Annotated in this window: 21 protein-coding genes and 3 pseudogenes; 15 read left to right on the forward strand and 9 right to left on the reverse strand. The window is 68.5% G+C overall.

Going from position 1 to position 24,730, the window contains the following annotated elements:
* The first annotated feature begins 56 nt into the window (after positions 1–56).
* The 3 genes and pseudogenes from ACY0PA_RS22305 to ACY0PA_RS22315 all read left to right on the forward strand — a co-directional run.
* Positions 57–1,058, forward strand: a complete 1,002-nt coding sequence (locus ACY0PA_RS22305; protein ID WP_473079491.1) for an NTP transferase domain-containing protein — start codon at positions 57–59, stop codon at positions 1,056–1,058.
* A complete protein-coding gene (locus ACY0PA_RS22310; protein WP_473079492.1) occupies positions 1,058–2,581 on the forward strand; it encodes a molybdopterin molybdotransferase MoeA in 1,524 nt (507 codons plus the stop codon). The genes ACY0PA_RS22305 and ACY0PA_RS22310 overlap by 1 nt, the downstream gene beginning before the upstream one ends.
* Positions 2,569–2,988 (forward strand): annotated as a pseudogene (locus ACY0PA_RS22315) (potassium channel family protein); the annotation flags it as partial. The gene ACY0PA_RS22310 and the pseudogene ACY0PA_RS22315, both read left to right, overlap by 13 nt.
* Positions 2,989–3,039: 51 nt before the next feature.
* On the opposite strand, the gene ACY0PA_RS22320 reads toward ACY0PA_RS22315, so the two are convergent.
* Together ACY0PA_RS22320 and ACY0PA_RS22325 are read right to left on the reverse strand one after the other, a co-directional pair.
* Positions 3,040–4,032: a potassium channel family protein gene (locus tag ACY0PA_RS22320; RefSeq protein WP_473086396.1), complete on the reverse strand. Its 993-nt coding sequence runs from the start codon at positions 4,030–4,032 to the stop codon at positions 3,040–3,042.
* A 474-nt stretch (positions 4,033–4,506) separates the two neighbouring features.
* A complete protein-coding gene (locus ACY0PA_RS22325) occupies positions 4,507–4,992 on the reverse strand; it encodes a hypothetical protein (RefSeq protein WP_473079493.1) in 486 nt (161 codons plus the stop codon).
* Between the two features lie 484 nt (positions 4,993–5,476).
* On the opposite strand from ACY0PA_RS22325, the gene ACY0PA_RS22330 reads away from it, so the two are divergent.
* Both ACY0PA_RS22330 and ACY0PA_RS22335 read left to right on the forward strand, forming a co-directional pair.
* Complete coding sequence (locus ACY0PA_RS22330) at positions 5,477–6,394, forward strand: phosphotransferase enzyme family protein (RefSeq protein WP_473079494.1); 918 nt, start codon at positions 5,477–5,479, stop codon at positions 6,392–6,394.
* Positions 6,395–6,497: 103 nt separating this feature from the next.
* On the forward strand, positions 6,498–6,884 hold the full coding sequence (locus tag ACY0PA_RS22335; RefSeq protein ID WP_473079495.1) for a hypothetical protein: 387 nt from the start codon (positions 6,498–6,500) through the stop codon (positions 6,882–6,884).
* On the opposite strand, the gene ACY0PA_RS22340 is transcribed toward ACY0PA_RS22335, so the two are convergent.
* Positions 6,874–7,398: a hypothetical protein gene (locus tag ACY0PA_RS22340; RefSeq protein ID WP_473079496.1), complete on the reverse strand. Its 525-nt coding sequence runs from the start codon at positions 7,396–7,398 to the stop codon at positions 6,874–6,876. The genes ACY0PA_RS22335 and ACY0PA_RS22340 overlap by 11 nt on opposite strands.
* Before the next feature lie 279 nt (positions 7,399–7,677).
* Here ACY0PA_RS22340 and ACY0PA_RS22345 point away from each other — a divergent pair, with 279 nt between their 5' ends.
* Positions 7,678–9,627 (forward strand): APC family permease, encoded by a 1,950-nt coding sequence (locus ACY0PA_RS22345; RefSeq protein WP_473079497.1) that lies wholly within the window; start codon positions 7,678–7,680, stop codon positions 9,625–9,627.
* 101 nt (positions 9,628–9,728) lie between these two features.
* Positions 9,729–10,250, forward strand: coding sequence for a hypothetical protein (locus tag ACY0PA_RS22350; RefSeq protein WP_473079498.1), 522 nt, complete (start codon positions 9,729–9,731; stop codon positions 10,248–10,250).
* 120 nt (positions 10,251–10,370) lie between these two features.
* Here the strand turns inward: ACY0PA_RS22350 and ACY0PA_RS22355 are convergent, their stop codons facing one another.
* Entirely contained in the window at positions 10,371–11,486 is a 1,116-nt protein-coding gene (locus ACY0PA_RS22355) for a PP2C family protein-serine/threonine phosphatase (RefSeq protein ID WP_473079499.1), read from the reverse strand.
* Between the two features lie 234 nt (positions 11,487–11,720).
* Between ACY0PA_RS22355 and ACY0PA_RS22360 the strand changes: the two genes are divergently transcribed.
* Positions 11,721–11,921: a hypothetical protein gene (locus ACY0PA_RS22360; RefSeq protein WP_473079500.1), complete on the forward strand. Its 201-nt coding sequence runs from the start codon at positions 11,721–11,723 to the stop codon at positions 11,919–11,921.
* 23 nt (positions 11,922–11,944) lie between these two features.
* Entirely contained in the window at positions 11,945–12,148 is a 204-nt protein-coding gene (locus ACY0PA_RS22365; RefSeq protein ID WP_473086397.1) for a LexA family protein, read from the forward strand.
* A gap of 27 nt (positions 12,149–12,175) precedes the next feature.
* On the opposite strand, the pseudogene ACY0PA_RS22370 reads toward ACY0PA_RS22365, so the two are convergent.
* Positions 12,176–13,239: pseudogene (locus tag ACY0PA_RS22370) on the reverse strand (sporulation protein); the annotation flags it as partial.
* Between the two features lie 21 nt (positions 13,240–13,260).
* Positions 13,261–14,057, reverse strand: a protein-coding gene (locus ACY0PA_RS22375; RefSeq protein ID WP_376692667.1) for an IS5 family transposase whose coding sequence is annotated in 2 segments (ribosomal slippage) — positions 13,261–13,722 and positions 13,725–14,057 — 795 coding nt in all. Because the reading frame shifts where the segments join, the coding sequence is not laid out codon by codon here.
* Between the two features lie 36 nt (positions 14,058–14,093).
* Here ACY0PA_RS22375 and ACY0PA_RS22380 point away from each other — a divergent pair.
* Positions 14,094–14,537, forward strand: a complete 444-nt coding sequence (locus ACY0PA_RS22380; RefSeq protein ID WP_473079501.1) for a replication initiator — start codon at positions 14,094–14,096, stop codon at positions 14,535–14,537.
* Between the two features lie 371 nt (positions 14,538–14,908).
* Here the strand turns inward: ACY0PA_RS22380 and ACY0PA_RS22385 are convergent, their stop codons facing one another.
* Both ACY0PA_RS22385 and ACY0PA_RS22390 read right to left on the reverse strand, forming a co-directional pair.
* Entirely contained in the window at positions 14,909–15,547 is a 639-nt protein-coding gene (locus tag ACY0PA_RS22385; RefSeq protein ID WP_473079502.1) for a nucleotidyltransferase domain-containing protein, read from the reverse strand.
* A complete protein-coding gene (locus ACY0PA_RS22390) occupies positions 15,544–17,247 on the reverse strand; it encodes a recombinase family protein (protein ID WP_473079503.1) in 1,704 nt (567 codons plus the stop codon). Before ACY0PA_RS22390 ends, ACY0PA_RS22385 begins: the two co-directional genes overlap by 4 nt.
* A 24-nt stretch (positions 17,248–17,271) precedes the next feature.
* Here ACY0PA_RS22390 and ACY0PA_RS22395 point away from each other — a divergent pair.
* The 4 genes and pseudogenes from ACY0PA_RS22395 to ACY0PA_RS22410 form a co-directional block, all read left to right on the forward strand.
* Positions 17,272–17,964, forward strand: a pseudogene (locus ACY0PA_RS22395) (potassium channel family protein); the annotation flags it as partial.
* Positions 17,965–18,069: 105 nt separating this feature from the next.
* Positions 18,070–19,050 carry an NAD(P)H-quinone oxidoreductase gene (locus tag ACY0PA_RS22400; protein WP_473079504.1) on the forward strand — a complete coding sequence of 327 codons (981 nt, stop codon included), beginning with the start codon at positions 18,070–18,072 and terminating at the stop codon, positions 19,048–19,050.
* A 189-nt stretch (positions 19,051–19,239) separates the two neighbouring features.
* A complete protein-coding gene (locus ACY0PA_RS22405) occupies positions 19,240–20,052 on the forward strand; it encodes a hypothetical protein (protein WP_473079505.1) in 813 nt (270 codons plus the stop codon).
* 454 nt (positions 20,053–20,506) lie between these two features.
* Positions 20,507–21,049 (forward strand): bacterial proteasome activator family protein, encoded by a 543-nt coding sequence (locus ACY0PA_RS22410; protein WP_473079506.1) that lies wholly within the window; start codon positions 20,507–20,509, stop codon positions 21,047–21,049.
* A gap of 124 nt (positions 21,050–21,173) precedes the next feature.
* Here ACY0PA_RS22410 and ACY0PA_RS22415 read toward each other — a convergent pair whose 3' ends face one another.
* Positions 21,174–22,754: a protein kinase domain-containing protein gene (locus ACY0PA_RS22415; protein WP_473079507.1), complete on the reverse strand. Its 1,581-nt coding sequence runs from the start codon at positions 22,752–22,754 to the stop codon at positions 21,174–21,176.
* A gap of 313 nt (positions 22,755–23,067) precedes the next feature.
* Between ACY0PA_RS22415 and ACY0PA_RS22420 the strand changes: the two genes are divergently transcribed.
* Positions 23,068–24,714 (forward strand): protein kinase domain-containing protein, encoded by a 1,647-nt coding sequence (locus tag ACY0PA_RS22420; RefSeq protein ID WP_473079508.1) that lies wholly within the window; start codon positions 23,068–23,070, stop codon positions 24,712–24,714.
* Positions 24,715–24,730: the final 16 nt, after the last annotated feature.

Below are 24,730 nucleotides of genomic sequence, written 5' to 3' on the forward strand. Positions count from 1 at the left end.
GGGTGCGGGCCGTTTCCGGGGGTGGCAATGATCCTTCGTGCGCCCATACTCGGGGGATGAACGCTGCTCCCGTGCCGAGCCGCCCCGCCCACGACGCCGTCGTGCTCGCCGGCGGCGCCGCCAGACGGCTCGGCGGCGCGGACAAGCCCGCGGTCCGCGTCGGAGCCAGGCCGCTGCTCGACCGGGTACTGGCCGCCTGCGCCACAGCCGGCACCACGGTCGTCGTCGCCGAACCCCGACCCACCGCGCACCCCGTGCGCTGGACCCGCGAGGACCCGCCGGGCGGCGGACCGCTGGCCGCACTCGACGCCGGCCTGCGCGCCACCACGGGCGACCAGGTCCTCGTCCTCTCCGCCGACCTGCCCTTCCTGAGCGAGCAGACGGTACGGGGCCTCCTCGACGCCCTCTACGCGGGAACGGCGGACGGGGTCATGCTCACCGACGCCGACGGCCGGGACCAGCCGCTCGTCGCGGCCTACCGCAGCGCACCCCTGCGCCACCACCTCGCCGAACTCGCGGCCGCGCACGACGACGGCCTCTGGGGGCTCCCCCTGCGGATGCTCGTCGGCCGACTCGAACTCACCCGCATCACCGACCCCGTCGCGTCCTTCGACTGCGACACCTGGGACGACATCGCCGCCGCCCGGTCACGTATCAGGGAGCATGGGCACGTGTTGGATGAATGGATCTCCGCAGCCAAGGAAGAACTGGGCATCGAGCTCGACGTCGACACCGGCGTCCTGCTCGACCTCGCCCGCGACGCCGCGCACGGTGTGGCCAGGCCGGCCGCTCCCCTGACGACATTCCTCGTCGGGTACGCGGCCGCGAACGCCGGAGGAGGCCGCGAGGCCGTCGCCGAGGCCTGTGCGAAGGCCGCCGCGCTCGCTGACCGCTGGGCGAAGGAGGCCGCGGACGAGGAAAAGCCGGCGCCCGGGACGACGGGTGCCGGCCCGGCTGCCTCGTCCGACAGCCCCGCATCCGACAGCCCCGCATCCGACAGCCCCGCATCCGGCGGCGACTCACCCGGTGGCTCTGCGGGCGCGCGGCCGGACGCGTGATGAGCGGTCAGAGCGCGGAGTCGCTCGCCGCGCAGGCGCGCGCGGCCGAGGACGGCGCCGTCGACGAGGCGCTCGCCCTGGTCAACGAGGCCCGGGCGGCGGACGGCCGCGGCGCGGGCGGTGCGGGACGCTCCGGCGGGGCAGGTTCCGGTACGGGACGCCAAGGACGCGCTTCGGCAGAGGGCGCCCGGCGCACCGGACCCGCCACCCCCACCGACCACCCGGACCGCAAGGACCCCGCGCGCAACAGCACTTCCTCCAGCCACCGAACCGACTCCCGGCACCAGGCCGCCCCCTGGTCCGCTGCGCGGGCCGTCGCCGGGCGGGCCGGACGAGCGGCTGCCGCGCTCCGGGGAGGTGCGGCGGAGCGCCGCGTGCCGCTCGATCGGGCCCTGGGCCTGACGCTGGCCGAGCCCCTCGCCGCGCTCTCCGACCTCCCGTCCTTCGACACGTCCGCCATGGACGGCTGGGTCGTTGCCGGGCCGGGCCCCTGGGACGTACGGGCCGAGGGGATCCTCGCCGGGCAGGACCGGCCCGAGCCGCTGTCCGACGGTGAGGCCGTCCAGATCGCGACCGGAGCCCGGATCCCGAGCGACGCGACCGCCGTCATCCGCAGCGAACACGGCCGCACCGACGACAAGGGACGGCTGTTCGCCCTGCGCGACGTCGGCCACGGCCAGGACATCCGCCCCCGCGGCCAGGAGTGCCGCTCGGGCGACCAACTCCTGCCCACCGGAGCCCTCGTGACGCCCGCCGTGCTCGGGCTGGCCGCGGCCGCCGGATACGACGAACTGCTGACGGTGGCGCGGCCGAAGGCCGACGTGTTCATCCTGGGCGACGAGTTGCTGTCCGAGGGCCTCCCCCGCGAGGGCCTCATCCGGGACGCGCTCGGCCCCATGCTGCCGCCGTGGCTGAGGGCGCTCGGCGCGGAGGTCACCTCCGTACGGCGTCTCGGCGACGATCCGAAGTCGCTGCTCAAGGCCGTACGAGCGTCGAACGCCGACCTCATCGTGACGACCGGCGGCACCGCCTCGGGCCCGGTCGACCAAGTGCACCCGACGCTGAGCCGGGTCGATGCCGAGCTGCTCGTCGACGGTGTCGCGGTGCGGCCGGGGCACCCGATGCTGCTCGCCCGCACCAAGGAACGACAGCACCTCGTCGGCCTGCCGGGCAACCCTCTCGCGGCCGTCTCCGGGCTCCTCACGCTCGCCGAGCCCCTGTTGGGGATCCTCGCGGGACGGCCGGAGCAGGAGCCGTACACCGTGCCGCTCCAGGGGGCTGTGCACGGGCATCCACATGACACGCGGCTCGTCCCTGTCGTCGTGCGGGGGGATGTGGCCGTGCCGCTGCGCTACAACGGTCCCGCCATGCTGCGCGGGATCGCGGCGGCCGACGGGCTCGCCGTCGTCCCGCCCGGCGGCGCGAAGGCCGGGCGGGAAGTGGAGATCCTCGACCTGCCGTGGTCGTGGAGCCCGACAGGTGGCGACGGAGGCTACGGCGCTGCGGAGAGGTGTTCCACGTGAAACTTCCCGGCCATGAGGCGATGGCCCGCCTTGACGACGAGAAGGTCGTCGCCCGCCAGGTGAAGCTGCCCAAGCGGGTTGTCGAGCGGCCCCTGCGGCAGGTCGCCCGGCGACTGATCATGGCGCTCGCCGTGCTGGTCGCGACGGCGTTCATCGTCTGGATCGACCGCTCCGGCTACAGCGACAACTCCGACAGCAGCGTCGACCTGCTGGACGCGTTCTACTACGCGACCGTCACCCTCTCCACGACCGGGTACGGGGACATCACACCCGTCAGTGACGGTGCCCGGATCGTCAACATCCTCGTCATCACGCCGCTGCGTGTGCTGTTCCTGATCATCCTGGTCGGCACCACTCTCGAAGTGCTCACCGAGCGCACGCGGGAGGAGTGGCGACTGAACCGCTGGAGTCAATGCTTTGCCGGATGTACCACTGCTACCGATGGGTGTTTTGCCTGATCAGCGGATAGGGGCTGCCCGAATGACCGTAATTACGCGGTCTGTGAGCTGGAGATTTGCGGCCTGCGGGTCGGCGTAGTCCAACACCTTCTTCCCGCGCAAGACGGCCACGACAAGGTCGGAGCACTCGCGCGGGGACTGGCCCACCTCGTCCTTGGTCACCAGACGCTCGACGAGATCCAAGCCGCTGCCGTAAGTCATCAGGTCTTCGAGAGTGTCCGCGACATGAGGGCTCGCCGTGGATACGCCGAGCAGGCGACCGGCGGAACTGGAACTGGTGACCACAGTGTCCGCGCCGCTCTGTTTGAGCAGTGGCACGTTCTCGTCCTCTCGAACTGCGGCGACGATGGTCGCGCGCTTGTTGAGCTGGCGTGCTGTGAGGGTGACCAGCGTCGCGGTGTCGTCCCGCTGCGGCGCGATGATGACGTGCGCTGCCCGCGGCAACTCGGCCTTGAGGAGCGTCTCAGAGCGGGTGGCGTCTCCGAGGACTGACACCAGCCCGTCACCGTTAGCGACGTCCAACACCTTGCGTTGTGGATCGACGACCACGATCTCGTCTTTGGTGATGCCCTGGCCAAGAAGCGTTTGGATGGCGTGTCGCCCCTTGGTGCCGTAGCCGACAACGACCACGTGGTTCCGCATGCGTGAGCGCCAACGGTGGACGCGCACCTGTTGGCGTGTGCGCTCGGTGAGCACTTCGAGAGTCGTCCCGACCAGGATGATCAGGAAGAGCACGCGCAGAGGCGTGATGACGAGGATGTTGATGAGCCGGGCGGTGTCGCTGACCGGCGTGATGTCGCCGTACCCGGTCGTGGAGAGGGTGACGGTCGCGTAGTAGGCGGCGTCCAGGAAGTCGACGCTGCCGTCAGAGTTGTCGTTGTAGCCGGCGCGGTCGAGGTAGACGATCAGCGTGGTCACGATCAGTACCAACAGAGCCATGGCTAGACGTCGTAGAACCTGCTGGAGGGGCGGCACGGCCCCTTGTGCCGGCATGGTGATGGAGCGTCCGGCCTCCGCGTCGTCCAGCGCTTCGGTGCGGGAGCGGTACCAGAGGGACCGGTAGATCGAGAACCGCTCCGTCTTGGACGGTGGTTGCTTCTCGGCCCTCATCCTTTGCCCCCTACGGCGGTGATCCTGACAGTCAGCACGGTGACCATGTTCCCGGACGCAGTCGCACAGGTGTTGAAGCCGCAGAGTCCGGCACGCCGCCGTGTGAGCGCCACGGGGATGTGCTGGGGCAGGTTCTGCTCGATGAAGATTAGCCAATCCATCACAAGGCAGTTCGGTGGTACAGCGGCTGCGGGGGCGTCGGCCGAAGAGGTCGCTGAGGGGATGCTCCAGAAGTCGAAGGAGTTCGCGGCGAGCGGGAACCGGGTGTACCTGCCGATGGCGGACTGGTGCGGATGCAGGCGCTGTCCCGGTGGGGGCAGTGCTGTGCACTCGCTGTCTGGATCCGTGCCGACGCACTCACTTTGAGAGCATGCGGATGATCAGGAGCGGGCCGTAGACAGCCACGAGGGCGCAGAGGAGTCTTCTCCACTCGAAGGTCACGTCGAGCCGAACCGGGCCGTTGCCCTTGCCGCGGCGTGCCCGGAGCGCGGCGCGGTGGGCCTCCCTCAGAAGCCGAAAGGCTCTTTGGTGGGTTCGGTACCCCGTGTAGGTGCCCAGCAGAGAACTACCGAAGGCGATCGAGCCGATCGTGCGCCCGTCTCGCAAAGTGACGATCAGGCCATCCTCGACCGTCACCTGCGCGACATCTATCCAGGCGACGGTCGAGGTCACAAGGAAGTTGGTCATGGTCACGTGGTCGTCAGTGCTGCGGATCGCGGAGTCCCACCCAAGTGCCCAGAAGAAGATCGCCACCCCACCGAGGAGGAACGCTGCTTGCGGCTCCACATCCAGTGGCCCTATGAGCAGGGCGGCAAAGGCGTAGGTCACGATCGCGCCAGTCACCGGTAGCCACACATACACGGGCCGTCTGAGCACCCTCATCCGCATCTCGGATCACCCCCAAGTAAGGATGCTCTACACGTGACAAAGGCCGGTCAAGATCACGCAGGTGCAAGAGGGGGCCATCGGGACTCGGGACAACACCTGGGCAGCGTGGGGAGTGCACGTGGCCATCTGGGGTGTTGTTGTTCGGTGGTACGGCGGCTGCGGGGGCGTCGGCCGAGGAGGTCGCTGAGGGGATGCTCCAGAAGTCGAAGGAGCTCGCGGCGAGCGGGAACCGGGTGTACCCGCCGATGGCGGACCGAGCCGCTCGCTCAGGCGCGGTTCGAGGCCTCAAGTTATGGGGATCTCGGGCCGCGCCCGCTTCCCGGGTGGACAAGCCCCGCGTCGCGATCGGTACCGTCGTGTTCGTGTCCGGCGGCGTCGGGTTGGTCACCCGCAGACGTGCGCCGGTTGATCGCGTGCGACTAGGGGAGCTGGTTCGGGCATGGCGGTTGACGCTGCTCGGGGTTCGGGACAGGGGTTCACGTCGGCGAGTGCCACGCAGGTGATGGTTACCGCGTGCCGGGCTGCGGGGCTCGATGACAGAGGCGCAGAGTTGATCCGCCTTGGGGAGAACGCGTTGTTCCGGCTGGCTTCGACGCCGGTGATCATACGTGTGGCTCGTGGCGAAGAGTGGTTGCCGAAAGCGTGCGTCGAAGTGGCTGTCTCGCGCTGGCTGACAGATGAGGGGTTCCCTGCTGTTCGTGCCGTGGAGGACCTGGAGCAGCCGCTATTGATCGATGGTCACCCTGTGACCTTCTGGCATCTGATCGTTGAAGGGGACCGTAAGGCGACGTACAGCGAGCTCGGGGGTGTCCTGCGGGATCTGCACACCCTGTCGGTGCCGGAAGGACTCCAACTGCCCTCCTTCGAGCCCTTTGACAAGCAGGAGTTGCGGCTCAAGCGGGCCGTGATCCCGGAGGATGACAAGGTCTTCCTTCGGAAGCGGTGGCGGGAACTACGGGAGAAGTACACAGAGTTGAGGTTCGAGACCCAGAAGGGGCCCGTGCACGGCGATGCTCACGTGCAGAACCTCATGGTGGACGATCAAGGACAAGTGATCCTGATCGACTTCGAAGCCTTCTGCTTCGATCACCCGGAGTGGGACCTGATGGTCACCGCTGTCGAGCATCACAGCCTCGGGTGGCAGACCGACGAGCAGTACGCCGACTTCGTCGGCGCGTATGGGCGGGACCTGTACGACTGGGAGGGGTACGAGACGCTGCGTGGCCTTCAAGAGTTCGGCATGACGACGTGGCTCATGCAGAACGTGCAGGAGGACAAGAAGACCGCGGCCGAGTACCGCCGGCGCATCGCCGGGTTGCGGAACGAACACGGGCCGCGGGACTGGCGTCCCTGGTAATGGCCGTGGGCCGTGTTCTTTGTCGGCGAAGTCTGAATGCGTGTCATCCAGGGTGAGTAGCTGTACTCAAGACCGGTAGGGCCCCTCGCTGCACAATGAGTTCATGCACTCGTGGGTCATTGACGCTTTCGTGGCGGTCTGGATCACAACGCTCGATTTGCTCTTACTTGTTGGGTACTCGATCTATGAGGGCGTCAGGAAGTGGCCGTCCCAAAGGCATGCTCGTGCTCTGATGACCCGCCTGTGCCTGGTCCTGACGATCGGAGCTGCTGGCTTCGCCGTGGTTGGCTTCGGGTTCTACCAGGTGGATCTGGTAGGGGCAGCCGTTTCTCAACTGGTGCTGGCCGCGATGGTCCTCGTTTTTCTGCTGCTGGGGTTCGGCATTGAGTGCGCTCGCTGGGTCGGCCGACGCTCCAATCGTCATCGTCTTGTGCGTGAACGGCGCCTGATGCGGGTTGCTGAGACTGCTGCCACGCATCTCAGTTCCTGATGAGAGGTCCGTAGGGGTAACCCTCCGGCGTGAAGATGAGGACGAAGGTCTCTCCCACTCCGACGGCCACCTCCCCCAAGCGGACCAGGACATCTGCCTGGTCCGGAAGGTCGAGGCCAAGGGCTGCGGCGGCACGGTCTCGTCGCGCCACGAAGTCGGGCATGTCTTCCAGGTACTCAGCCGCGAGCTCGCTGCTCTCCTCGCCGGTGAACGCTTGGCAGTCGCGCCACCATGGGGCGACCAGCAGCAGCCGCAGGAGCTCGGGCAGGCCGATCGCAACCAGCGCCGCACCTCCTTCGGAGTCGGCGTAGAGGATTGGACGTTCTTCTCCGCCTTCACCGCAGAAGAAGTACGTGCCCCCGGCGCCATCGCCGGCGAAACCCTCGAGCACGGCGCCCGAGGCAAGGTGGACTTCTTCGACATGGTCGCCTCGGTCCAGGTCGAGGTCACCCGGCCAAGCGAGGAAACGGGCGGCTTCGTCCTGTTCGCGTATGGCAGCGATCAACGATTCCATGGGCCGCACCTAATGGCTCACCGCTTGACAAGGACGATGGGGAATCGGTCACACCCAGTGTGACTGAGCACCCCAGTTGGCACCGTTCGCCATGTGAAGTGCTCAGAGTGGGTGAGATGGACGTGCCCGTGACGGTACGCGACAGACCGGTCTTAACGCGGCCTTGACGCGTTCGGCCCAGCTATCCGTGGGCCCGGGGATCACTCTCTGCATACGCTGGCCCTGCCGTGTCCTCGATGGCCGGAAACTTTCGAAGAGCCGTACGTCAGGAGCACGCCGATGGCCGCCACGGACCACGACGCCCGCACGAGTCGCCTGCGTGGGTGGATGCTGGAAGGTCTGTCCGACATGGCCAAACAGGGGCAGCGGGCCGTCGAGCCGGAGCCCGTACACAAGGGGCAGCGCTGGTGGCGGGTAATGTGCCTGACCGGCGTCGACTACTTCTCCACTCTCGGCTACCAGCCAGGCATCGCGGCCCTCGCGGCCGGGCTGCTGTCCCCCGTGGCCACGATCGTGCTCGTCATAGTCACCCTGGCGGGCGCACTGCCCGTCTACCGGCGAGTTGCCGAGGAGAGCCCGCACGGCGAGGGCTCCATCGCGATGCTGGAGCGGCTGCTGTCCTTCTGGAAGGGCAAGCTGTTCGTCCTCACCCTGCTCGGCTTCGCCGCCACCGATTTCCTGATCACCATCACTCTGTCGGCGGCGGATGCCTCCACCCACCTCGTGGAGAACCCCCATCTGACCGCCACGCTTCACGACAAGCAGATGCTGATCACGCTGATCCTGGTCGCGCTGCTGGGCGCGGTGTTCCTCAAGGGGTTCCTGGAGGCGATCGGCGTCGCCGTCGTCCTGGTGGCGGTCTATCTCGGACTCAACACCGTGGTCGTGATCACGGGGTTGTGGCACGTGATGTCCGCAGGACATGTGGTCACCGACTGGTCCAACGCCCTGACCGCCGAGCACGGAAACATCTTCGCGATGATCGGTGTGTCCCTATTGGTCTTCCCCAAGCTGGCCCTCGGCCTCTCCGGCTTCGAGACCGGCGTGGCGGTCATGCCGCACGTCGAGGGCGATGCCACCGACACCGAGGAGAAGCCGACGGGCCGTATCCGCGGCACGAAGAAGCTGCTGACCACGGCCGCCGTGATCATGAGCGTGTTCCTCGTCTGCACCAGCTTCATCACCACACTGCTCATCCCGGAGAAGGAGTTCAAGCCCGGCGGCCAGGCCAACGGCCGCGCCCTCGCCTATCTGGCCCACGAGTACCTGGGCAGCGCCTTCGGCACGGTCTACGACATCTCCACCATCGCGATCCTGTGGTTCGCGGGTGCCTCCGCCATGGCCGGCCTCCTCAACCTGATGCCCCGCTACCTGCCGCGGTACGGCATGGCCCCGCACTGGGCCCGCGCCGTACGCCCCATGGTCATCGTCTTCACCCTGGTGGCGTTCCTGGTTACCTGGATCTTCGACGCCGACGTCGACGCCCAGGGCGGCGCCTACGCCACCGGTGTCCTGGTCCTGATGTCCTCCGCGGCGATCGCGGTGACCATCGCCGCGCGCAAGGCCCGCCAGCGCAACTGGACGATCGGCTTCGCCGTCGTCTCGGCGGTCCTCCTCTACGTCACCGTCGTGAACGTCATCGAGCGCCCCGACGGCGTGAAGATCGGCGCCTGCTTCATCGCCGGCATCATCCTCGTCTCGTTCCTCTCACGGCTCGCCCGCGCCTTCGAGCTGCGCGTCACCAGCGTGACCCTGGACGACATGGCGCAGCGGTTCGTACGCGACATCGCCAGCCGCCGGATCCGGTTCATCGCCAACGAGCCCGACAACCGCGACAAGGCCGAGTACCGCGACAAGATCGAGCAGATCCGCCACGACAACGACGTCCCGTCCCCGGAGGACTTCGTCTTCGTCGAAGTCACCGTCCTCGACGCCTCGGAGTTCGAGTCGGGCCTGACCGTCCGCGGCGAAGTCCTCCACAACCGATACCGGGTCCTGACTCTGGAGAGCTCCTCCATCCCCAACGCCCTGGCCGCCCTCCTCCTGCACGTCCGCGACACCACCGGCTGCACCCCGCACATCTACTTCGAGTGGACCGAGGGCAACCCCTTCACCAACTTCCTCCGCTTCTTCCTCTTCGGCCAGGGCGAGGTCGCGCCCGTCACCCGCGAGGTCCTGCGCGAGGCCGAACCCGACAGGGCCCGCCGCCCCCGGATCCACGTCGGCTGAGCCGACGAGGGCATCAAGGACGCGTCAGGAACGGGCGACACGGCATCAGAGTGCCATCAGCGCCGGATCCGCCGAGGCCAGAGCCGCCTAGCGTCTGTCATATGAAGCGAAGCGGCCCCCGGGACACAGCCGACGACCGCCACTGGCGCGGCAACGCCCGGTTCGCGCTCGGCTGCGCCCTCGCGGTCTGCGGCATGGCCACGCTGGTCGACTGGGACGGTGGCACCCTCACCACGCTCCGCGCGGCTATCTGGTTCACCCTGGCCGCCGCGGTGTTCACCGTGCTGCTCCCGCCACGTGTCACGGCAGGCGACGGCTGGCTGGCGGTACACGGGCTTGTCCGCCTGCGTCGGGTACGCACCGACGCGCTGGTGAGCGTACGTCAGTACGGCGGTGTCACCGCGCACCTCGTCCTGAGGGACGCGTACGGCCAGTGGCTGGAGCTTGACCCCCGCGTACTCGTCGCCAATCCGCTGCTCTGGCATGAACTGGACACCGGCGCCCACCGCTCCCGCGAGCGGGGCACGCTGCGCCACGGAACCGACGTGCTGCGCCAGCTGGGCGAACTGATCGACGACCGAACGGCACGAGAGGTCCTCTCCGCCTCTGGCCTGAAGCCCTGACTGACGCCACGAAGGCCCTTCTGTGCCTTGTGAGACAGGGCCATTCTTCGAACACTCCCATGCGCCGAACCTTGAGCGCGTGCCATCGAAGTTTGAGTGGTGCAGGAGGGGGCCGGGTGATCAGGCCCGGGGCGTGGCGGTGCGCTTTATGACGATCATGGCGGCGTCGTCGTTCAGGTGTCCGCCGACGTGGTGCATCAGGTCACGCCGCAAGCGGCCGAGGAAGGCGGCGGGGTCGTTCTCGGTCCAGCCGGTGATGCGCTCGGCGAGCGGGTAGAAGGTGCCGGTGGAGTCGCGGGCCTCGGTGACGCCGTCGGTGTACAGCAGCAGAAGGTCTCCCGCCTCGAACTGGAAGCTGTCGACGTGGTAGCGCGGATGCGCCAGTTCGCCCAGGCCCAGCGGGGGTGCGGGATGAAGAGTGTCCATCGTCGTCGGTCGGCCGTTGCGTTGGACGACCGGCGGCGGGTGTCCGCAGGCGACCAGCTGGACCCGGCCGCCGTGGTCGGGGATGTCCAGGATGGTGGCGGTGATGAACGTTTCTCCGTAGCGGCCCGTCTCGCCCGGCTCCATCAGGTCCCAGCACACGCTTTGGTCGAGGTAGGTCACCAGCTCGCCCAGGCTCGCCTGGCGGTGGGCAGCGATGCGGAACGCTCCGAGCAGCAGGGCGGCGTCGTTGACCGCGGTCATCCCCTTGCCTTGCACATCGCCGACGATCAGCCGGGTGCCGGAGGTGGTGCGCGTCGCCGCGTACAGATCCCCGCCGATCTGGGCCTCGGCCTCTGCTGCAAGGTAGAGGGAGGCGACGCGCAGCGGCCCGATCTTCTTGGGCAGCGGCGGCAGTACCACGCGCTGGGCGGCCTCGGACACGTACCGTACTTGCGCCATCACTTTTGCGCGGCGCTCCCGCACTACACAGAAGATCACCAGGCTCGTGCCGACCAGCACCAGGGCGATGATCTGTGCCTGGTGGTTGGACGAGAGCATCTCGTCAGGATCGCGCACCAGTCCGATGATCGTCTGCGCGATCACCGCCAGTGCAGAGACCAGGCCCACCGACCAGGGCCCTGCGAACAACGGCGTGATCGCCGGGGCCGCGACGAGCAGCGGACCCAGATGAATGTTGGGCGGGGCAAGAAGGTCGATCACGGACACCGCAACAATCCACGCGATCGGGATGGCGAGCAACGCCCGACCCTCTCGCACCGGCCGTCGAAGTCCTTCGCGGCGCTGCGGCATGACTCCTGTCTACACCGCCCTTGCTCGGCTCGCACCGGCGGAATCGGGCTGTGCGGTCGGCTGCCCCCGGCCCTGACGACCAGGAACTCTTGCCACTCAAACTTCAATGGCACGATTCCGACGACCGTCAAACTTCGGTGGCAAGGATCAATGTTCGGTGGCACAGGACACCCAGGACGTTTTCCGGCGTGTCTCGACGTGCGCAGAAAATCGAACACATGATCTACTGGACTCATGGTGCACAACGAACATCCCCCCGATATCGTGCAGGCCCAGCGCGACTGGAACCGCACCTACAGCGCCCTCGCAGAGGCCCCTGCTGGCAGCAACACGCGGCTGCGGCGGCGTCTGATTGATCTGTCCCGCCGTCTCGTCCAAGACGTCCCCCGGGAGCGGCTGGCCGACCTGCGTCAGAGGGCCGGGGAGGAATCGTGACTCGCGACCGGCGGTCTTGGGACGTGACTGAGAGGCAGCGGTCGGTGCTCGCCGTGATATGCGCCCACATCGCCGCTCACGGTGAGGCCCCCACCGTCCGGGAGATCGCTGCGGCCGTTGGCCTGGCTAGCCCTTCGTCGGCGTTGTATCAGCTGCGTCGCCTGGAGCAGGCAGGTGTCATACGGCGCGCTCGCGGTGCTGGCTCGCGGGACTATCGACTCAGGTGACGCCTGACGTGATGCGGGACGGCGCGCCTACTCGTCCTCCAGCCGGGCGAGCGCGTCATGCACCTGGTCGTTGAAGGCGGCCACGGTCGGGTTCGCCGAGCGGGTACTGACCTCGGTCTGGAAGTCGTTGACGTAGCGCTGGAAGCGGGCGGACTGGAGTGTTTCTCCGCCGTCCACAGCCAGACTCGCCGTCGTGACGGCGGCTTCCAACTCGCCGTTCAGTAGCTGGCTTTGGGCGAGCACCATGCGGCAGAAGCCGAGCTGCGGGCGTACTGGGGGTCGGTGCTGTCGACGGCCCGTTGTGCGTGCTCGACGGCCTCGCGGCGCTGCTTGAGGTCGCGGAAGCAGTGGCAGAACTCGCCCATCTGCTCGGCGGAGTCGAAGTAGCCCAGCCATTCGGGATCTTCGGCTGTATCGGCGCGTTCGAAGTGGCGCTCCGCCTCGTTCATCGCCCGGCCGGCGCCGATGGGGTCTCCCGCGTTGGAGAGGGCGCGGGCCTCCATCGCTGAGAACAACGACATGGCGCGGGGCGTGGCCCGGCCGTGGGCGCCTTCGACTCCTGCGCGCGCGAGCTGGATGGCCTGCGCGTGGTTGCCGAGGTAGTTCGCTTGGTGGCTGAGGTTCGAGAGGATGCGGGCGCCGAACATGCGGTCGTCGATGACCTTCGTCAGGCGGAGCGTGGACGTCAGGTAGCGGTGGGAGAGCCGGTGATTGCCACTGTCGTACGCCGTCCACGCGAGGAGCTGCGAGATCTCCGCGGCGGCGCCGAAGAGGGACGTGCCTACCTTTTCGCTGTAGCTGGCGCTGAGGAGTGGCAGAACCTCGTGGCGGAAGTAGTGCCGCAATGCCTTGTGGCCATGGCCGCCGCCGTACAGGAAGTCGAGGCGCATGAACATGTCGGCGGCGGTTCGTACGGCTCGTACGTCACGCATGCCGACCCGCTGGGAGGCCGGCCTGTCTGCCTGGATGCAGTCGGGGCGGCTCACCATCCATGAGAGGACGGTGACGCTGAGGTCTCCGTCGGCAATGATCAAGCTGCTGTTGCTCGTTGCCTCGGCTCGCTCCTGGGCCAGGGTGTCGAGCATCGACAGGGCGCCGGATAAGAGATCATCTCAATTGGTGAGTCTGCGGTAGCAGATGAGGGTGCAGGCGATGCTGGTGAAGGCCAGGAAGTGGATGGCCTGACGCTCGTAGCGACGGTGGAGACGTCGGCAGCCGGCGAGCCAGGCCATGGTGCGTTCGATGGTCCACCGGTGGCGCCCCAGCTTCTGTGACGTCTCAACTCCCTTGCGGGCGATGCGCGGTGTTATGTGGCGTAGGCGGAGCCATTGCCGCAGGTGACGGTTGTCGTAGGCTTTGTCGGCGTGAAGCTTGGCGGGGCGCCGACGGCGTGGACCGCGCCGGGATCTGATCGGTGGGATGCCGCGCACGAGCGGTTCGAGGGCCTGGCTGTCATGAAGGTTGGCGCCGGAGATGCCGACGGAAAGCGGCAGTCCGGTCCGCTCGGTGATCAAGTGGATCTTCGAGCCGTACTTGCCCCGATCTACAGGATTCGGACCCGTCAGGTCCCCTTTTTCAGGGCCCGCATGTTCACCGAGTCGATTGCGCATCGTGACCAGTCCAGCTCGCCTCGAGCCCCCAGCTCGTCCAGGACCAGACGATGCAGTTTCGCCCAGACCCGTTGTCGGCTCCACTCCATGAACCGGCGGTGAGCCGTGGCCCCCGATGGCCCGAACACGGGCGGGACCTGCGACCACGTGCACCCGGTCGTGGCCACGAAGACAATCGCCGCCAACACCTCACGGTCCCCATGACGGCGCCGGCCACCACCCTGCGGCCGAGTCGGCGCCTCCGGCACCACCCGCTGGAACAACTCCCACAGCCCATCTGGAACCAGACGCTCAGTCAGCAACACAGCACCAGACTACCGGCATCACCAATTGAGATGATCTCTAAGTACGTCACCAAGGGGGCGAGCGAGACAGGCGCCGGTGTCGACCACAGGCTCTCGGCCTGCGAGGACATCGACGCGTTCCCGTTAACCGAGCACGTCCGGACGCTGATGCTCACGTGCTGGCGCCTGGGTGGCCTGCCCGAATACGAGCCGCTGCGCTTGCGTGCCTGGGCTCACACCCTCGGGTACCGCGGGCACATCCTGACCAAATCCCGCGCCTACTCGACGACGTACGCGGCCCTGCGCGCCGACCGGGCCGAACACCACAGGAACGAAGACGTGCCCGGCGCAGTCTCAGACGCGCAGTGGCGCTACGTCGGCTCTGGGCATACCCCTGGTGCGGCGCTCATCGCGGCAGGCATCGCGGACGACCTAGTCCGTAATCGGGAGCACCTCCACGAGGAGCTGTCAGCGGTTGAGGGGCGACGGGCTTGAGGCTTCCCCTGGAGGGCGACGACGACTGGGCATGGGCGCGGGAACAGGCCCGAATGGCTCCCGCGTGGTCCGAAAGCGACTGGCGACGGGCCAACACGCTGCTGGGCCTGCCCGTCGCCTCTCCGCTGCCGGAGGTCACGCTTCGCCCGAAGAGTTACCTTGTCGATGGCCATGCAACCACTCGGGTGCGGCTCTTCCAGAGTGACCAAGGCGATCAAGTGTATCCGTCCAGCCCGCACGCATCGGCCTGACTTGTGACGGGCGCGGCCAAGTCGATCGACTGGTCTCGCAGCACGATCAAGACGTGCGCGGCCCCCCGGTCCTCACCGGCTGGATCGTCCTTGGCCATCCATTGGAGTGGCCTGGGCCACTCACCCCGCCAGCTCCGCCAGCCACGGATGTCCGGGGTGCACGAGCTCAAGCCAGTCACTAAGGGCATCCCGTCGCGCCCTGTCCAGCAGCGGCAGCACCCCGTCGAAGTCCGCCTGATCCTTGGGCCGTGCCGCCTTCGCTTTAAACAGCAGCACCAACTCCGGCATCAGGTAAGGGACCCCGTCCGCCGTTCGCTCAATGATCGCGTGGTACGGCAGCCGCAGCCTCTCGTTCCGCCGGCAGATCCAAGTCCCGCCTTCGTGCGGTTCACGGAAGACGTCAAACAGGAACTGACCGCACACCGGATCCCGCAGCCAGGTCTGGTGCGTGGCCGCCAGAGCCTCAGCTCCCGCCTCCGTCCAGACCCGCCCTGAACCCACCGCGTCAAACACGCACTCGGGGAAGCGGTGCCGAATCTCAGGGAACCCCGCTGCGGGCACAGCGATCTCCAGATCGCCGTGCGGTCGCGACTGTTCCCCGCGGAACAGATCCAGCGCCCACCCCGCAGCGATGCACCAGGGCGAACTGACGCCATCCAACCGCTCCGCGACTTGTTCCGGACGCCAGGCGTCAGCCCAGCGGGCCTCCAGTTCGTCCGCATCGAGCACAGCGCCGCCTGGCGGTAGGGATTCGGTCATCGGTACAAATTACTGCCCCAATCCGACCCGGGTACGGCTGCTTGCTCCGAAGCCGGATCGCCCTTCGGTCGCCACACCGGAGCCAAGCGATCCCGGACCGGCCTCCCGCGTCCGACTGCGGGCGAGACGAGTACGGCAATCAGCAGGTCCTCGACGTAGGCGCGCTGCTCGGTGAGCGTCAGGTCGTCCCACTCCTGCGCAAGGTCAATGGGCGCGCGCTTGGCTGCTGCCCGGTGACGCAGGACCTTGTTTCGCTCTGCCGTGAGCCGACGCTTCTCCGCCTCGTAGCCGGCAAGTTCGGTGAAGTACGTCTCTGCCGTGATGGTCCGGGACCTGCGCGCGCTCTTCAGGTCGTCGATGTCCTCAAGGACCCGGGTCAATTCCTCTTCCTTGTCCCAGGCGACCGGCTCCGGGGTCTCCTTGCGCTTGGCGGCCTCCTCCTGGTGCTTTGCGATCACCATCATGGAGACGGCCTTGTCGGTCTCCGGTCCGCCGATTTTCGAGCCTCCGCACCCGGCCGGAACGCTGCCGCTGCTCGGGCACACGTAGTAGAAGTACCCCTCCGGCTTGTTCCGGCTCTTCTCCGCCTTCATGACCCGGAGCGGTGCACTGCATCCATCGCGGTCGCATCGCAGAGTCCCGCGCAATAGGTACTTGCGGGCGTTGTGGCCTGGCCCGGGAGCGGGGTTGGAGCCCAGTAGTTCAGTGACGGCTTCCCACTTCTCCACGGAGATCATGCGAGTCCACTGACCCTTGACGGGCTTGCCTTCCTCGTCGAGGACGATCTCAAGCCGCGTGTTCTGCATGCCGGTGACTGGGTCGACGTCGATGACCTGGCGCGAGCGGTAGCCGCACATACGAGGGTTACGCATCACGACCTTGATCGCTTCGCGCGTCCACTCGTGCCCTGAAGCGGTACGGACTTCGCTGCGCTTCAGATCATTGATGATCGCCGAGATCGGGCGCCCGGCGAGCAGCCAATCAACCATCTTCCGGAGCCACTTGGACTCGTATGCGTCGAGGGTGCGCTTGTCGTCCTGCCAGCCGAAGGGGCGCCTACCGCCCGTCGGGATCCCGGCCTGCTGCAACGCGCGGTGCTTGCGGGCGACCCGGCGTGCGGTGTCGGCCGACTGCTTGTTGTTGGTCGCTGTCACGATGCGCGCGACGGTGCGGCCGTTGTCGGTGAGTAGATCCAGCGTGCCCGTGATGTCAATGATCGGGCGCCCGAAGTTCTGGACTACCTCGATCGCGTCTTCAAGGTGCCGGTTGTCGCGGGTGAGGCGGTCGATGTCGTAGACGATCAAGCCGTCGATGTGCTCGCCGTTCGGGGCGGTGCCTCGCTTCAGGTCCTCAAGCGCGCCTTCGAAAACGGGACGGATGACCCGGTATCCGATCTCCCCGTTGGGTAACCGCACCCGCTTGCGCTTCCACGCGCTCGTGTCCGGCTCCTCGTACGTGAAGACGTAGCGTCCTCCGCGCGACTCGACGAACGACCGGTTGTCCTTCTCCTGCTCGTCGCGGCTTCTGATGTCCCGCCCGGTCATGGGCCGGAACGCGGGCTTGGCCTCGGTGTTGCCGGTAGCGTCGTTCCCAGTGGTAGCGGGACCCTCGTCGACCTCGAAGGACAGTCGGACCAGACCGGCCCAGTTCTGGCCTTTGAGATCTCCCCAACGAGCGTGCTGCACAAGGTCGTTGTCCATGAACCTAGGTTACTTTCGCAAAAGCGCTGGAGGTCCAACTTGCGTGACCACACCGTAGTCGTCGGATTCGGCACGAAGGGCCGGTCGGCGATCCAGACCGTCTGCGCGACGGGCCTGAAGGCGGATCAGGTCGTGGTCGTCGACCCCAGTAGCAAGGTCATCGAGGCGGCCACGGCGCACGGGTTCGCCGGGGTCGTCGGCGATGCCACCCGCAGTGATGTGCTGTTGCGGGCCGAGGTGCAGCGGGCGCGGCAGATCATCATCGCCACCCAGCGGGACGACACCGCGGTCCTGGTGACCCTCACCGCCCGCCAGCTCAACCGCGCGGCGAAGATCGTGGCGGCTGTCCGCGAGGAGGAGAACGCCCCGCTGCTGCGGCAGTCGGGCGCCGACGCCGTCATCACCAGCGCCAGCGCGGCGGGCCGGCTGCTCGGACTCTCCGTGCTCAGCCCGAGCGCGGGCATGGTCATGGAGGACCTCATCCAGCAGGGCAGCGGCCTCGACATCGTGGAACGGCCGGTCATAAAGGCCGAGGTGGGGCTGAAGGTCCGCGAGACCGAGGACCTGGTGGTGAGCGTGGTGCGCGGGCACCGGGTGCTGGGTTACGACGACCGGGCCATCGGCACGCTCCAGTTGACGGACCGCCTGATCACGATCGTCCGTGCCACCCCCGGCACCCAGGCCGTCCCGGACACGCGACGGCTGCCGCGGGACTGACAGTTGGGGCTCGCGGGGACGGCCGGTTGGGGGCCCGGGAGGATGGGCAGTTGGGGCACGCGCCGACCCGTCTCCTCGATTGCTCCGAGGAGTAGCCTCGCCGGCATGTATGCGATCACGATTCCGCAACCCGGTGGACCTGAGGCGCTCGTCTGGGCGGAGGTCCCCGATCCCGTACCCGGTGACGGCGAAGTGCTGGTCGAGGTGGCGGCCGGGGCCGTCAACCGCGCCGATCTGCTTCAGCGTCAGGGCTTCTACAACCCGCCGCCCGGCGCGAGCGACATCCCCGGTCTGGAGTGCTCGGGACGCATCGTCGCCCTCGGCGCCGGCGTGTCCGGCTGGTCCGTCGGCGACGAGGTGTGCGCGCTTCTCTCGGGCGGCGGTTACGCCCAGAAGGTCGCCGTCCCGGCCGGCCAGCTCCTGCCGGTACCCGAGAACACCGACCTCGTCACGGCGGCCGCGCTGCCCGAGGTGACCTCGACCGTCTGGTCGAACGTCTTCATGATCGCCCACCTGCGCCCCGGCGAGACCTTCCTGGTCCACGGCGGCTCCAGCGGCATCGGCACGATGGCCATCCAGCTGGCCAAGGCCATCGGGGCAAAGGTGGCGGTGACGGCGGGCAGCAAGGAGAAGCTCGACTACTGCGCCGAGCTCGGCGCCGACATCCTGATCAACTACCGCGAGCAGGACTTCGTGGAGGAGATCAAGCGGGCCACCGACGGCGCGGGCGCGGACGTCATCCTCGACAACATGGGCGCCAAGTACCTGGACCGCAACGTCCACGCGCTGGCCACCAACGGCCGCCTCGCGATCATCGGCATGCAGGGCGGCATCCAGGGCGAGCTGAACATCGCCGTGCTCCTCAACAAGCGCGGCGCCATCACCGCGACCTCGCTGCGCGCGCGCCCGCTGGCCGAGAAGGCCGCGATCGTCGCTGCGGTACGGGAACACATCTGGCCGCTGATCGACTCGGGCCGTGTCCGGCCGATCGTCGACCGGAAGCTGCCGATGAGCGACGCGGCGCAGGCGCACCGGGTCCTGGAGGAGAGCGGGCACATCGGGAAGGTGCTGCTCACCGTCGAGTAGATCCATCGGCGGGCGGGGGCGTGGCCCAGGCGAGTTGATGGCCCCCCAGGCCCCCAGGCCCCCAGGCGGCCGGGCGGCGTGGCCGGAGTGAGTGGAGTGACACCAAGGTGCCGGAATTGTTGCGTCATGTGACGCTGATTCCGGGATTCCTCCGATCTTGGTGACTCGATTCCGGGAGGGGCGCGCGGAATGACTCCACGCCTCCGCACCACCGGCCGCCCGCTGCCGCTGCCGCTGCCGCTGCCGCTGCCGCCGCTGCTGCGGCCCCTGCTGTTCCTGGCCCTCCTCCTGGGACCGGCCACCTCAGGCACTTACGCGTACGCCGCCGAACCCGCGCCCACGCGCGCCCCCACCTCTGCCCCCGCCCCCGCCTCCACCTCTGCCTCCACCTCTGCCTCGGACGGCGAGGCACAGGACGGCAGCCACCCCAGCAAGGGCCGTACGCCGCCGGGGCGGGCCGAGTCCGAGCCGTCGGCCCACGACCGCCCCGAACAGAAGCCGCCCAAGGGCCGGCCCAGCGACGGGCACTCCGCGGCCAAACCCTCCGCGCCCGACACCGAGAAGCCCTCGGCGAGTGCCTCCCCCAGAAGGCCCAGCGCTTCCCACGCCAATCCGAAGGCCTCCCCCGCGAAGTCCTCCCCCGCGGACCCTTCCCGCAAGGGCCACTCCGCCGGAAAGAGCCACTCCGCCTCGGCGTCCGCCGCCGCGTCGCCGAAACGGTCAAGCCCTCCGCCGCCGGACCCGCCCCGCACCCGCCCGGCCCACGCCTCCATACCCGTGCACCCGGAAGAGCCGCAGGCCCGCGAGGACGGCTCCGACGAGCGGCAGGTCCAGCCGTCGGCCCGGCCCACCGGCGTCCCCGTGGACACCGCCGGCCGCACCCCGCGGCCGACGGTCGCCGAACCCGTGATCCCCGGCGTGGGCGTCCTGCCGCTGGGCTCCGGCCTGGTGCTCGTAGGCCTCGGCGTCGGATTCCTGGCACTGCGCCTGCGCCGCACGTGAGATCTGCGCCGCACGTGAAATCTGCCCCGCACGTGAGAGCTGCCCAGCACGTCACGTGAATTCTGCCCCGCACGTGAAATCGCCGCCGCACCTGAAATCCCGCCGCCCATGAAATCTGCCCCGAACGAGAAATGTCCGCCGCCCATGACATACGCCCCGCCCATGGCCCACGCGCTCCCCATGCCCCAGCCGCGACCACGCGCGCGACCCACGGCCTACGCACCCCCCACGCCCGACACCTCCCGCTCCGCCCAGTCCCGAGACCTCCCGTCCCGACCGGCCCGTGGCCCCCGTTCGACGCCCCGCCCGCCCCGCAAGCCGCCGCCCGCGTCGCGCAGACCCGTACGCGTCGGGAACACCGTCGCTCACGGTGGGAGCACGCCCGAACACGGTGGATCACCCTCGTATGGGGGCACTACCCAGGTGTGATGGTGCGGTGCGAGAGAATGGCGGCATGGAGATGCCGAGGAACGAAAGCTCGCCGCAGAGCCCCCAGGTCCTGGTCGTGGGCCAGGACGGAATGGCGCTCGGCGGCGGTGGAGACGACGACTCCCGCGAGGTTCCGGTGACGGAGATGGTGGAACAGCCCGCCAAGGTGATGCGCATCGGCAGCATGATCAAGCAGCTGCTCGAGGAGGTGCGGGCAGCTCCTCTGGACGAGGCGAGCCGGGTGCGGCTCAAGGAGATCCACGCCAGCTCCGTGAAGGAGCTCGAGGACGGTCTCGCGCCGGAGCTCGTCGAGGAGCTGGAGCGCCTCTCCCTGCCGTTCACCGACGAGGTGACCCCGAGCGACGCCGAACTGCGGATCGCTCAGGCCCAGTTGGTGGGCTGGCTGGAGGGGCTCTTCCACGGGATCCAGACGACGCTGTTCGCCCAGCAGATGGCCGCGCGGGCCCAGTTGGAGCAGATGCGCCGCGCGCTGCCGCCCGGCGTGGGCGGCGGTGAGGAGGGCGACGACCCGCGGATCGCCGGCCGTTCCGGAGGCCCGTACCTGTAAAGACACAGGCGCCCCCACCCGGTACCTGTCGCAATCCGAATCGAACCCAGAACGCGAAGGCGCCCGGCCGGTCACCATGACCGGCCGGGCGCCTTCGTATGTCGTCTGCCGGGAGGGCGGCAGCTCAGGCCCCGCCGTCGGTGCCGCCCGGGTCGTTCCCGCCCGGGTCCCCGGCGGTGCCACCCGTGGGCGGCTCCTCCGTGGGCAGGCTGGGGTCGCCCGTGGGCGGCTCCTCGGAGGTCGGCTGGGTCTTGGACGGTGTCGGGTCCGACGGCTCACCGGTCGGCTCTGACGCGCTGCCGGACGGCGTGACGTCACCCGTGCTGGGCTCCTGCGACGGCGTGTAGTCGGTCTCCCCGCCGGTCCCGGCGCCCGGGTCCGTCGTGTCGTCCTCGGTGGCGGTGTCGTCGGAGCTCTCGGTGGGCTCCTTCTCCTTCTGGGAGTGCGACTGCGTGGGCGACTGGGTGGTGCCGGGGCCGCCCTCGTGATCGCCGCCCTTGGTCATCGCCCAGGCCGCGCCGCCCGCGATGGCGATCACGGCGAGGACCGCGAGGAGCCACATCTTGCCGCGGCCGCTGCCGCGGCCTCCGCGGTGTCCGCCGTCGAAGCCGCCGTCGTCGCTGCCCGGGGGCCGCAGCATCGGCTGGGCCGCGGTACCGCCGTCGGACGGGTGCGGCAGCGCCGTCGTGCCCGCGACGCCCATGGCCGGGGTGTTGCCGCCGCTGTGCATGTCGGCGGCGACCGGACCGGTGTTCCACGTGTTGGTGTGGCCGCCCTGGTCGTACAGCATCTGCAGCCCGTACTGGACGAGGCCGCGCATCTCCTCGGCGGTCTGGAACCGGTCGTCCGGGTCCTTGGCCAGCGAGCGCATGACGAGCCCGTCGAGCTCCGGCGGCACCACGTCCGAGACCTCGGAGGGCGGCACCGGGGTGTCCTGGACATGCTGGTAGACGACGGACAGCGGGGTCTCGCCGGTGAACGGGGGCCGCAGCGCGAGGAGTTCGTAGAGCAGGCAGCCGGTCGCGTACAGGTCGGAGCGGTGGTCGACGGCCTTGCCGAGGGCCTGCTCGGGCGACAGGTACTGGGGCGTGCCCATGACCATGCCGGTCTGCGTCATGGTCGACTGCGCGCCGTGCAGGGCGCGCGCGATGCCGAAGTCCATCACCTTGACCGCACCGGTGTTGGTGATGATCACGTTCGCCGGCTTGATGTCGCGGTGCACGATGCCGTGCTGGTGCGAGTAGGCGAGGGCCTCCAGGACACCGGAGACGATGATCAGTGCCTGCTCGGGTCCGGGCGCCTCGGCGTTCAGGAGGAGGTCGCGGATCGTGTGGCCCTCGACGATCTCCATCACGATGTAGGGGACGACCGAGCGGCCGACGGTGTCCTCGCCGGAGTCGTACACGGCGACGACCGCGTGGTGGTTGAGGCCCGCGACCGACTGGGCCTCGCGCGTGAAGCGGGCCTTGGAGACCGGGTCCTCGGCGAGGTCGGAGCGCAGGAGCTTGACCGCGACGGTGCGTCCGAGCCGGACGTCCTCCGCGGCGAAAACCTCCGCCATGCCGCCCCGGCCGAGTCTGTGGGTCAGCCGGTACCGGCCGTCGCCGACCAGCCCGCCGTTCCCCCACAACTCCGGCGCATCTGACATACCGCCGCCAGCCGCCTCGGGGTCGGACGGGCCCTGAGCGCGCTGCGTCTGTGCCATCAGTCCTCGCCGTCGTTTCTGTCCGCGTTCGTGTCCGCACTGTCGGATGTACGCGCGGTGGTCGTTACGGTCTCCGTCGGGCCACGCTACAGGCTTCGCCCGGCGCGCCGTCCCGAGATGGACCGGCCATCAAACCTTCTGCGGGCAATGCGATGCAAATCGTCTGGGCGGTTCCTGTAACGCTTCCGCGACGCTTCTTGCCCGTACGGTCACGGAACGGGCACCGAGCTTGACGTGTCAGTGCCACGGGGCAGACTTGGCCGGGAATAGTGGCAATCGATCACCGGTCGCGCCGATGGGGGACGTAGAAAACATGAGCCAGGACGGCGCACAGGGCCGGTACGCAGGGCGTGCTGTCGCCGGCGGTCGCTACCAGCTGCGTGATCTGCTCGGCGAGGGCGGCATGGCCTCGGTCCACCTCGCGTACGACTCGGTGCTCGACCGCCAGGTGGCGATCAAGACGCTGCACACCGAGCTCGGGCGCGAGCAGGCGTTCCGTGAGCGCTTCCGCCGCGAGGCCCAGTCCGTGGCGAAGCTCACGCACACGAACATCGTCTCGGTCTTCGACACCGGCGAGGACGACCTCGACGGGATGACCACTCCGTACATCGTCATGGAGTACGTGGAGGGCCAGCCGCTGGGCTCCGTGCTCGACGCGGATGTCGCGCACTATGGCGCGATGCCGACCGACAAGGCCCTGAAGATCACGGCCGATGTGCTCGCGGCGCTCGAGATCAGCCACGAGATGGGTCTGGTCCACCGCGACATCAAGCCGGGCAACGTCATGATGACGAAGCGGAACGTCGTCAAGGTCATGGACTTCGGCATCGCCCGCGCCATGCAGTCCGGTGTCACGTCGATGACGCAGACCGGCATGGTCGTCGGCACCCCGCAGTACCTCTCGCCCGAGCAGGCCCTCGGCCGTGGCGTGGACGCCCGCTCCGACCTGTACTCGGTCGGCATCATGCTGTTCCAACTGGTCACCGGGCGGCTGCCGTTCGAGGCGGACTCGCCGCTGGCCATAGCGTATGCGCACGTCCAGGAGGAGCCGGTGGCTCCTTCGTCGATCAACCGGTCGGTGCCCCCGGCCGTGGACGCGCTGGTCGCCCGCGCGCTGAAGAAGAACCCGAACGAGCGCTTCCCGAGCGCCGAGGCGATGCGGGACGAGTGCCTGCGGGTCGCCCAGTCCTTGCAGGCCGCGGCGCCCAGCATCGTGCCGGGCGCGCAGACGTCCAGCGGTGCGGGTGTCGGTTCCGCGGTGTTCCCGCCGGTCGACCAGTCGACGCCGGCGCCGACCGGACCGGTGCAGACGCCGTACCAGCCGGGCCCCTACGGGACGCCGGCGCCGGCCACTCCGGGCTACGGATATCCGCAGCAGGGCTATCAGACCCCGCCGCCCACCTCTCCGTACGCGCCTCAGCAGCACCAGCAGCACCAGCCGCTGCACCAGCAGACGCCTCCGCCGTACACCATCTCGCCCCAGACGACGCCGAGTTCGGCGGTCTCCGGTGGCGGTGGCGGCAAGCGGAACACCGGGGTGATCGTCGGTTCGATCGTCGTCGCGCTGATCGCGGTCGGCGGTCTGATCACGGCCCTGACGCTGAACGGCAATGACGAGAAGGGCGGCGGCGACGCGAAGAAGTCGCCGTCGGTCGTCGCCGGTCACAAGGGTCCTGATCTGACGAAGACGATGGAAGAGGACGAGTGCACGGAGCCTGACACGGGTTACAACGACCCGGACAAGGTCATGCTCCCGGACTTCACGTACAAGAACATCAAGTCGGTCAAGGCCTGTATGCAGGCCGCCGGCTGGAAGTTCGATGTCCGGGACGTCGATGAGAACACCTTCGGTGAGGGCACGGTCATCGTGCAGTACCCCAAGGCGCGCACGGAGATCGACCCGAAGAACCCCGAGTCGATCCAGCTCCAGGTCTCCACGGGCGACCCGGCGACGGGCTGACCCGGCCGGTCCGGCT

It is taken from the genome of Streptomyces sp. DS1-CR2, from assembly GCF_055760475.1.